At 36.8% G+C, this 5,274-nt stretch carries 8 protein-coding genes; 3 read left to right on the top strand and 5 right to left on the bottom strand.

Annotation, left to right across the window (positions count from 1 at the left end; genetic code table 11):
- The first annotated feature begins 246 nt into the window (after nucleotides 1-246).
- Nucleotides 247-1,293: a Fic family protein gene (locus tag ACFIME_RS02680; RefSeq protein WP_375674897.1), complete on the top strand. Its 1,047-nt coding sequence runs from the start codon at nucleotides 247-249 to the stop codon at nucleotides 1,291-1,293.
- A 64-nt stretch (nucleotides 1,294-1,357) separates the two neighbouring features.
- Here ACFIME_RS02680 and ACFIME_RS02675 read toward each other — a convergent pair whose 3' ends face one another.
- The 4 genes from ACFIME_RS02675 to ACFIME_RS02660 form a co-directional block, all read right to left on the bottom strand.
- Nucleotides 1,358-1,636 carry a hypothetical protein gene (locus tag ACFIME_RS02675; protein WP_375613969.1) on the bottom strand — a complete coding sequence of 93 codons (279 nt, stop codon included), beginning with the start codon at nucleotides 1,634-1,636 and terminating at the stop codon, nucleotides 1,358-1,360.
- Nucleotides 1,633-2,385, bottom strand: coding sequence for a phage antirepressor KilAC domain-containing protein (locus ACFIME_RS02670; protein ID WP_375674899.1), 753 nt, complete (start codon nucleotides 2,383-2,385; stop codon nucleotides 1,633-1,635). Before ACFIME_RS02670 ends, ACFIME_RS02675 begins: the two co-directional genes overlap by 4 nt.
- A gap of 557 nt (nucleotides 2,386-2,942) precedes the next feature.
- Complete coding sequence (locus tag ACFIME_RS02665) at nucleotides 2,943-3,527, bottom strand: hypothetical protein (protein WP_375684443.1); 585 nt, start codon at nucleotides 3,525-3,527, stop codon at nucleotides 2,943-2,945.
- A gap of 3 nt (nucleotides 3,528-3,530) precedes the next feature.
- Nucleotides 3,531-3,851 carry a hypothetical protein gene (locus tag ACFIME_RS02660; RefSeq protein ID WP_375684442.1) on the bottom strand — a complete coding sequence of 107 codons (321 nt, stop codon included), beginning with the start codon at nucleotides 3,849-3,851 and terminating at the stop codon, nucleotides 3,531-3,533.
- 351 nt (nucleotides 3,852-4,202) lie between these two features.
- Here ACFIME_RS02660 and ACFIME_RS02655 point away from each other — a divergent pair, with 351 nt between their 5' ends.
- Both ACFIME_RS02655 and ACFIME_RS02650 read left to right on the top strand, forming a co-directional pair.
- Nucleotides 4,203-4,385 (top strand): type II toxin-antitoxin system HicA family toxin, encoded by a 183-nt coding sequence (locus ACFIME_RS02655; RefSeq protein ID WP_038473319.1) that lies wholly within the window; start codon nucleotides 4,203-4,205, stop codon nucleotides 4,383-4,385.
- Between the two features lie 20 nt (nucleotides 4,386-4,405).
- Nucleotides 4,406-4,828 carry a HicB family protein gene (locus ACFIME_RS02650; RefSeq protein ID WP_100131245.1) on the top strand — a complete coding sequence of 141 codons (423 nt, stop codon included), beginning with the start codon at nucleotides 4,406-4,408 and terminating at the stop codon, nucleotides 4,826-4,828.
- Between the two features lie 3 nt (nucleotides 4,829-4,831).
- On the opposite strand, the gene ACFIME_RS02645 is transcribed toward ACFIME_RS02650, so the two are convergent.
- The coding region (locus tag ACFIME_RS02645) for a hypothetical protein (RefSeq protein ID WP_375684441.1) at nucleotides 4,832-5,274 on the bottom strand (443 nt) is incomplete at its 5' end.

Raw genomic sequence — 5,274 nt, 5'->3', positions numbered from 1 at the left:
AGCTGTTGCAAGCGCTTCATTGACAGAACCATCTTCAAAAAGAGCCGCATCAAATTTACCTGTCTTTATCCGAGAAACCACCGCATTATGTGAAACACCCATCTTTTTTGCAAACGCACGAACCGATAGACCCTTACGATTCTTCTTATTCATAGTTGCTCCTTGCTTTTTCTCTGCCATAAGAAGTAAGAGTTTACGGTGTTACGAATGATTGACAATCGGGTATAATCCGGTATATATTCCGGTATGAAAACAGATACACTCCAAATTACACAAGAATTGTTGGCTCTCATTGCTGAAATTGATGAGTTCAAAGGGGCATGGCGCGCCCTTGGTACTCTTGCACCTGAGCGATTGAACGCTCTTCGTCATATTGCTACTGTTGAAAGTATTGGATCTTCCACACGCATTGAAGGGAGTAAGTTAACAGACCGCGAAATCGAACAGCTTTTGGTAAATTTAGAAATTAAACGTTTCAAGAGTCGTGATGAACAAGAAGTTATCGGTTATGCCAAGGTTATGGAAACAATCTTTCAATCTTGGAGTGATATTTCTATTACTGAAAATCATATTAAACAACTTCATCGTGATCTTTTGTGTAATAGTGAGAAAGATCAACGACATCGAGGTGAATATAAGACTTTACGCAATGATGTAGCAGCATTTAATTCTCAAGGGAAAATGGTTGGCATTGTTTTTGAAACAGCTACACCATTTGATACACCATACCGAATGCAAGAGCTTATTACTTGGTTCAATAAAACCAATGAATTAAAGGATCTTCATCCTTTACTTACGATTGGTATTTTTAATGTAACATTTTTAGCTATTCATCCTTTTCAAGATGGAAATGGACGTTTAAGCCGTATCTTAACCACCCTTCTTTTGTTACAAAAAGGTTATGTTTATGTACCATATTCATCACTTGAAAGCATTATTGAGAATAATAAAGAAAGCTATTACTTAGCTTTAAATCAAACTCAAAAAACAATTTATACTAAAACACCCAATTGGGAGCCTTGGATACTCTTTTTTTTACGTGCTCTACAAAAACAAAAACGCCAATTAGAAATAAAAATAGAGAGTGAAAAAAATGCTCTTTTTTCCTTATCTGAATTGGCTCTTAATATTCTTGATTATGTGCGTAATCACGGACGTGTTACAACCCGCGATATGGTGCGTGAGGTTGGTGCAAGCGCTAATACACTTAAAGTAACTTTTACATCATTAGTTGAAAAAGGTTTTTTGATACGTCATGGTGGTGGACGATCAACTTGGTATAGTGCACCTTAATTTTATTACCTTCTTAACCACCTCCCCATTGTTGAGAACGGGGAGGGGAGTTCTATTTTTTTAATTAAGCAACCTTTTTAATGGGGCTCTCCAAATTTGGTTCGTAAGCTTTTAACAAAGGCTCCATAATCGGGGGAGGTTTTAAGGTTCCAAAATTTGTAATCATTGCCAAAATTCTGAGTGCATTTGGTGATTCATCTTGAAGTTTTAAAATCAAAGCTTTTTCTATTGCATCCATGGTCTCAATGAGAGCATTAAAAGCCTTATCTTCGACATCATCACGATCAGAAAATTGAAACAAAGCCATCCATAAATCACATAAAAAGTCGATACTGGTGTTCATTGTACACCTCCATGGATTTGTTCTCTCAAACATGCCAATCCTTTTGGTGTGATTTTTGTTGAAGGGAGCACCTTTTCTGTACCATCCGGTCTTTGAATGGTGATAGCAGGACAGTCCATGAATCCTTTCTTGATCTTATCCTGATAAGGTAACAGCGGCGCCCCTGGAGCCCGTCGATACACCCAATCATGTTTACGCAAGTAATCAGTTAAATCCTTTGGTCTTACTTCCAACATCTTTGCTGCTTCAATAAGACCGAATAAACCATCAGAGCGCTTTAAGCCATCCAAAGCTTTTGCTTTTGGTGTCAATTCTGCAATCACATGATCTTTATGTTCTATTTGGCTTTGTAGATGATTCAAAACACCAAGCAATGCTTCCGGTTTGGAATAGTCAACTTGTGATGCAGTTATCTGTGGTGTTGCTACTTGCTTCAAAAGCCGTTCACATTTGATAAAGTATAAACGAGCTTCTCTACCTTTCTTATTGTTCTCAAGCATAGAAAGCTCTTTTGCTACATTTAGTGTAAGATAATATTCTTTTAACACTACATTTTGACGTTCGCCAGTTTTGGCGAGCGTTAAAATATAATCTATTCCCTCTTCTAAATTGTATTTGATAATACGGTCTTTAATCCAATTGGAAAAGTCTCGTTTTGCCTCTAAGAATGTGTGCAGATTACGTGCATTTACTGTTTGAACAATTTCCTGTCCAACAGTTTGTTCCGATATCGGAATAAGAGTGTTCATTGTGAACTCCTTATGGTTAAATGTTTTCATTGACACCTTAGAAAGGTATCGGGCGCTGAAAACACGGCCATAAGTCCGTCGTTATGCTTTCCCCCGAAAGGGTATTTTATGGCATAACCACACCCGACAAGACCAGTATACGCCATACGCATATAATGAGTCAAAGCCTTCAATGTACGGAAAAAGATTGTATCGGCAATCCATCCGCTTATGGTTTTAAGGTGTTTTCAGGCACCTGATTCGAAGATACCTATTACTGTAGAATTGTCAAGTAATAAAAATTACTTTTTGCTAAGAAAACGTTTCACATACTGTACAGTGTACATATTGAAATCATTATTTATCAATGAGTTAAATGTACAATGTACAGTCAAATTGAAAATTCTGTCGCTAGCGATAGTTTGCGCTCGTCCGCCCCGCAACAGACCCAACCCGCTGGGAAGTACCTTTTGCATTGATTTTATTGTATTTTTTCTGGAAAAAACCAAAGCGCAAATGATAATCTGCTTTAAAAATTACAATTAAAGTGAGTAGCGTGTTGACATAGCTTAAGAACATTATTTAGCTTTCTTATTGGCGGCATATTCTTGACGAGCAAGTTGGTACTGTATGTTGGCAATTAATCTTTCATTGGCTTTTTTTACAATAGTACTTGCAATCTCTGGCTTGGACATCACCCCAGCAATGGAGGGTCCTTTTTGTTTTGCAATGGGGAATTGATCTCCATCGGCTCTTTGAAACACATTCCCATTCAGCTTTTTTAATTCAACGCGCTTTGGAAAACTCCCACCTTTGATAAAAGCATGGGGTAATATTTCTTTCTTTCCAAACAGTGTGTAAGTTACGCCGCGTTTTGTTTCGTTTGCTTTAAAAAATTTAAGAGGTATCGGTGTTCCAGAACCAATGATATCTGTCTCAAGAAACCTTGCTGTTGCCTTTTCTTTAATATAAACACCTCTTCTTATACGCTTTATTTGGGCTGATGAGATGTCTGCAACTTGCTTTTCAGTGAAGCGTTCAACTTGTTTTGCTGTAGTGTTTAGAGCATTACGCAGAGCCCAATTAAGGCGAGGGGCTTGAAGGCTTGTGAAGGTATCTTTTGCCTGTTGAAGATACCATTTTTGGTGGATGATTAACTTCAACTTCTAAGCCTTTTTTGGGGTAGGTGTTGATGACTTAGAAGCTTTAGATGCTTTTGGCTGTTCGAGTGGAATTTCCTCTGTCACTGGTTCAGACGATGTTTGTACGGCTTCTTGTTTTATCTGCTTAATTTGTTCAACTGTCTTGTCTGTTTTTGCTGTTGTCTTGACTCCAATAAAAGGTTTTACAGCATTAGCGCGCTTGAGACGTGCGTAGACTTGATTAGAAACTTCAACAAATGGATTATTGGGAGTTGAAGTTTCAAAACGAACAGTGCTTTTATTATCGCCAACAACACACATTGGCTTGGTGATGATTGCTTTCATCTTCGCTCCTTTTGAGGCAATGAATTAATGACATCATTGGTTACTGAATGGCGTTTGATATGTGCAAAATAGATTAGTCTGTTTTATCAATAAAAACAGTACTTTAAGCCCTCTTGAAAGCTTAAGATTTTATCAAATTTTAGGGGATATTTTTGAATTTTAGACGCAATACAACCAGTGCCGTACTGCCACTAAATACGATTTTTCACGTATTGTCAATAGAAAAATCACGATATTGTGTATTTTTAATTTTTTTGATCAAAACTTAGTATTTTAAAAGCCAATCTTTAATTTTATACAAATAACAACATTTATGTTGTATTTAAACATTTTAGATGTTATATTATATTTATGAACAGTCAAGAATTAAAAAGATATCTTACGAAACATGGTTGCAGTTTTACCTCAGGGAAAGGTGGCCATTTGCTTGTAAAACGTGGTTCTAAAAAATCCGTTTTACCTATGCATGGTACGCGGAAAGAATTAGGAACGGGATTAGTTCAAAAGATTCTTAAAGATCTTGACCTAAGGTAAGTCTGAATATGGAGATGTAAATGAAATATGCACTTAAGTTTATCAAAGATGACAATGATACTCTTCTTGTCGTTTCCAAAGACTTTCAAGAATTTATTACCTATGGTAACGACGAAAAAGAGGCTTTGGAACACGCTAAAAATGCCCTTTTAACAGTTATTATGGGGCGTTTCCAAGATCGAGAAGTGGTCCCTTTTGGAGCTCGTGATGCTGCCTATCCTTTTGTTGAAGTATCTTCATTAGTTATTTTAAAAATTGCAATACACAACGCTATGGTTGAAAAGAATTTACGCAAAGCTGATCTCGTGCGTCTTTTAAAACTTCACCCAATACAAATTGACCGATTATTGGATTTAAACCACGCAACAAAATTAGATGCTTTAGAATCCACTCTCATTGCTCTTGGAAAAGAGATCACTATCAATGTTCAAAATGCTGCTTAAAATTTAGCGGTTTTGTATAAAATGTTTATGAAGTGCATTCAGAGCAACATACAGCGAACCGACAAGATGTGGCAGTGATTGATCTTCACTAACAAGATACTGTAGCGCGGCATAAAGGTTGTGCTGTCTATAAAGGCATTGTGCTTCTTTTAGCACCTCTTTCATTGCTTCATAGTAATGAGTAGTTTTTTCAATCCATTGTTTTTTTGCCTCTTCATTTAAAGATGGAGTAAAGTCATCATAAATTGCATTTGGTAAGGCTTTTGCACAGAGATAATTATTTCTCACTTCAAGATATTTTTGTGCAGCATCATACTGATCTTGATTAATTACACCTTGCAGATAAAGCCGTCCGATATAAGTAGCGGAAAGCGGATTTTTAGCCTCTTCTATGGTCAAACAGAAGCGTTTGGCACGCATTTCAATTGCCAATTTATCCATGGGTT

This window comes from Bartonella sp. AP1QHHD (assembly GCF_042196265.1).
Classification (GTDB): Bacteria; Pseudomonadota; Alphaproteobacteria; order Rhizobiales; family Rhizobiaceae; genus Bartonella.
This window is presented reverse-complemented; position numbering and strand designations above follow the sequence as displayed.